The organism is Azovibrio sp. (assembly GCF_049658005.1).
GTDB lineage: Bacteria > Pseudomonadota > Gammaproteobacteria > Burkholderiales > Rhodocyclaceae > Azovibrio.
In genome coordinates this window covers 1-2,795 of sequence record NZ_JBASOH010000025.1, presented here as the reverse complement: position 1 = coordinate 2,795, position 2,795 = coordinate 1, and the positions used below count along the sequence as shown (strand labels likewise).

General features: G+C 56.6%; 3 protein-coding genes and 1 pseudogene. 1 reads left to right on the top strand and 3 read right to left on the bottom strand.

The features are described from left to right. Nucleotides 1-368 (top strand): annotated as a pseudogene (locus tag WBH99_RS02840) (IS1380 family transposase); the annotation flags it as partial. Between the two features lie 561 nt (nucleotides 369-929). Here WBH99_RS02840 and WBH99_RS02835 read toward each other — a convergent pair. The 3 genes from WBH99_RS02835 to WBH99_RS02825 all read right to left on the bottom strand — a co-directional run. Next, entirely contained in the window at nucleotides 930-1,244 is a 315-nt protein-coding gene (locus tag WBH99_RS02835) for an addiction module antidote protein (protein WP_424218598.1), read from the bottom strand. Further along, a complete protein-coding gene (locus tag WBH99_RS02830; RefSeq protein WP_424218597.1) occupies nucleotides 1,237-1,560 on the bottom strand; it encodes a type II toxin-antitoxin system RelE/ParE family toxin in 324 nt (107 codons plus the stop codon). The genes WBH99_RS02835 and WBH99_RS02830 overlap by 8 nt, the downstream gene beginning before the upstream one ends. A gap of 417 nt (nucleotides 1,561-1,977) precedes the next feature. Continuing rightward, nucleotides 1,978-2,795, bottom strand: an 818-nt coding sequence (locus WBH99_RS02825) for a reverse transcriptase domain-containing protein (RefSeq protein WP_424218596.1), incomplete at its 5' end; no start/stop codon positions are given.

Genomic DNA, 2,795 nt, shown 5'->3' with positions numbered 1-2,795 from the left:
CGCCGGCGCAGATCATCGAGTTGTACTGCCAGCACGGCACCCATGAGCAGTTCCATTCCGAGTTCAAGACCGACATGGGGCTGGAGCGACTGCCCTCGGGCAAGTTCGACACCAACTACCGGGTGTGTCAGATGGCCTGCGTGGCCATGAACCTGCTGCGCCTGATCGGCGTGCACACCCTGCACGGCGAGGATGCGCCCGTGCGCCACAAGGCCCAACGTCGGCGCATCAAGACCGTGATGCAGGAGATGGTCTACAAGGCCGCGCGGCTCATTCGCCATGCGGGCCGCTGGGTGCTCGGTTTGGGCGAGCACGATCCGGGCTACGCGGCCTTTGCGCGCCATTACGCCCAACTGCGGGCGACATAGACGGGCGACATGGCGCAGCGCGGTGCCCTGACCAGCAACTGCGAACCATCCCGGCAACACCAGCCACCCGTGCAGCCATCGCTGCAGGCGCAGCCCTGCACGCTGCGTGCCGAACACCGTTTGTGGAGTGTCTTGATGGCCGCTGTGGCGACGTTCATGCCCGCCATAACGGCCAGCGCAGGGTCTTGGATGCATGCAGGCAGGCAATCCGGGCAACGAAATTCAGAAAATCCAATGAGGTACGGATTCGTTATGGGGTGGTCACGGATTCAGGGATTTCTTAGCTGCAAAAACTCCGCAAAATCCAGCAATTCGGCCTGAGCCGGGGGCGGCAGAATGCTGCTGACTGCACAAAGCCGTTCAACCATGGTCATGTCAATTCTCCTGTTTCACTGGCGCATATATCATTGTGAGCCAAATCGGTTAGGAGTTGAATCTTTTGGCAAAAGTCGGCGCTGGTGTGACGGCGGTATTTACCTCAGTTGCGCCACCCAGATGTTGGTCCAGCGGCTGCAAGCCGATGGACTCGGCTTCGATGGCCGCGAGTTCGGCTTGCTCGATTCAAGCGCGGGCGTGGTGGTTTAGCGGTTGAATCGCCAGACGCATGCCCATCGCTTTCAGAATTGCCGATAGGGTCTTCAGTTCAGGATTGCCTTTTTCCGAAAGGGTACGGTAGAGGGTGTGCGCATTGACGTCCGCTTGACGGGCCACTTCCTGTACGCCGCCGAACGCCTTGCTCAGGGTGCGCAGTGCCAGCATCAAATCAGTTTCGTCGCCATCTTCCAGAACGGAGTTGAGGTAGTCGGCGGCCAAATCCGGGTCTTTGCGGAACATCTCGACTGTTGCTTCCTCATGGGTTCGATGTGTCTTAGCCATTTCGCTTCTCCCAGTCTTTCAACAAGTTCACGGCACGTTCGATGTCACGGTTCTGTGACTTCTTATCGCCGCCGCTGGTCAGCAGGATCACTCGATTGCCAACGTGCGCGTAATAAACGCGATATCCGGCACCGACGTCGATCTTGAGCTCCCAGATACCCTCGCGCAAAGATTTGCAATCACCGAACAACCCAACTTCCATACGGGCAACGCGCTTGATGATCGCCACCTTGGCCACCCGGTCCCGCAGTGATTCGATCCACGACTGGTACGGGTCATTCTCGGCTTCGTCGAGGGAGTGGATGATCTCGTGCATACGACAATGTTAGCTTTAAGGCGAATACATTGCAAATGCCGCGACATCATTTTCGCTGATCCTCCGCGCCTTTTTGCCCAGGGAGATCAACTTGGAATTCTGGTTATTGACGCCGCTGCTCTTCGCCAGGGGCGACCTGCTGGGCCGGCGGCGTAAACCATTCCCTTGGCCCGCTTGATGGGGCGCGCACAATTTGGGCTTATGAAAAAAAGCCCCACCGTTTGACGGGTGGGGCTTGGGTAGAGCGAAGAAAACCGTGTAGAGTAGAGAACATGCGCATAAAATAACAGGTTTGGCATATCCATTTCCGCTCCTTTCGTCTGGCGGTGCCTCACTAGCTTTACCATAATCATATTTACTTGGCCTCCTCATCAAACCGTGCATGCGCTATTAACGCACACGGCTTTCCGATGTTCTTCACACCGAGGCATGCGCTGATTTCCAGCGCGCTGTCATCGGCACTTTGTATAGCCCATAGTCCGCATACAGCGTCTCTCGTGGAAAGCGTTGCAGGGCCTCCCCACGATTTCGTATCTTATGCCGCTTCATCAGGTGATTACGCAAGCGGTCTTCTGCATACGTCTTCACCTTGCCGAGCACCTTGCTGGAGTGCCGATAGTGAAAGTAGCCGACCCAGCCTCGCAGGCTGGCGTTCAGATTTCTCACCACGTCTTCCAAGGGTATCGGCGTTAGCCGTCGATCCGTTTTCTGCTTGATGCTTTCCTTGATTTTCACAAGAGACTTCTTCGCCGGGCAAACATGCGTGAAGCTTTTGCCCGACTTCCAACTCTTGCTCACCCTGATTTCAAATCCCAGAAAGTTGAAGCTTTCTTTCCGGGCATCCACGATGCGGGTCTTGTTCTCGTTCAGCGTGAGTTCAAGCCGATCCAGCACCCGCCGTACCATGGCCAGGGGGGCTTCTACTTTCCCGGCACATAACACGACAAAATCATCCGCATAGCGAACAATCCGCGCCTTCAATTTCCAGCACAGTTGATGCCTGTCCCAGATTCGATCCAGCAGGTGCAGGTAGCAGTTCGACAACAGCGGTGAAATGACGCCGCCTTGCGGTGTGCCTTTGCTGTTGCCCTTGCCGCCGCCCACAACTTTCCGCGTACCGTCCTCTTCTTCGCCAATCACCGGGGCTTTGAGCCACAACTTGATGAGGTGCAAAATTCCCCCATCTACGATGCGCTCTGCCACCACGGCCAACAGCTTCGCGTGAGGGATCGTGT

What these genes read in the sequence shown, in the direction of transcription:
- WBH99_RS02835 (WP_424218598.1), bottom strand. Translation starts at nt 1,244, where the DNA reads ATGGCTAAGACACATCGAACCCATGAGGAAGCAACAGTCGAGATGTTC.
- WBH99_RS02830 (WP_424218597.1), bottom strand. Translation starts at nt 1,560, where the DNA reads ATGCACGAGATCATCCACTCCCTCGACGAAGCCGAGAATGACCCGTAC.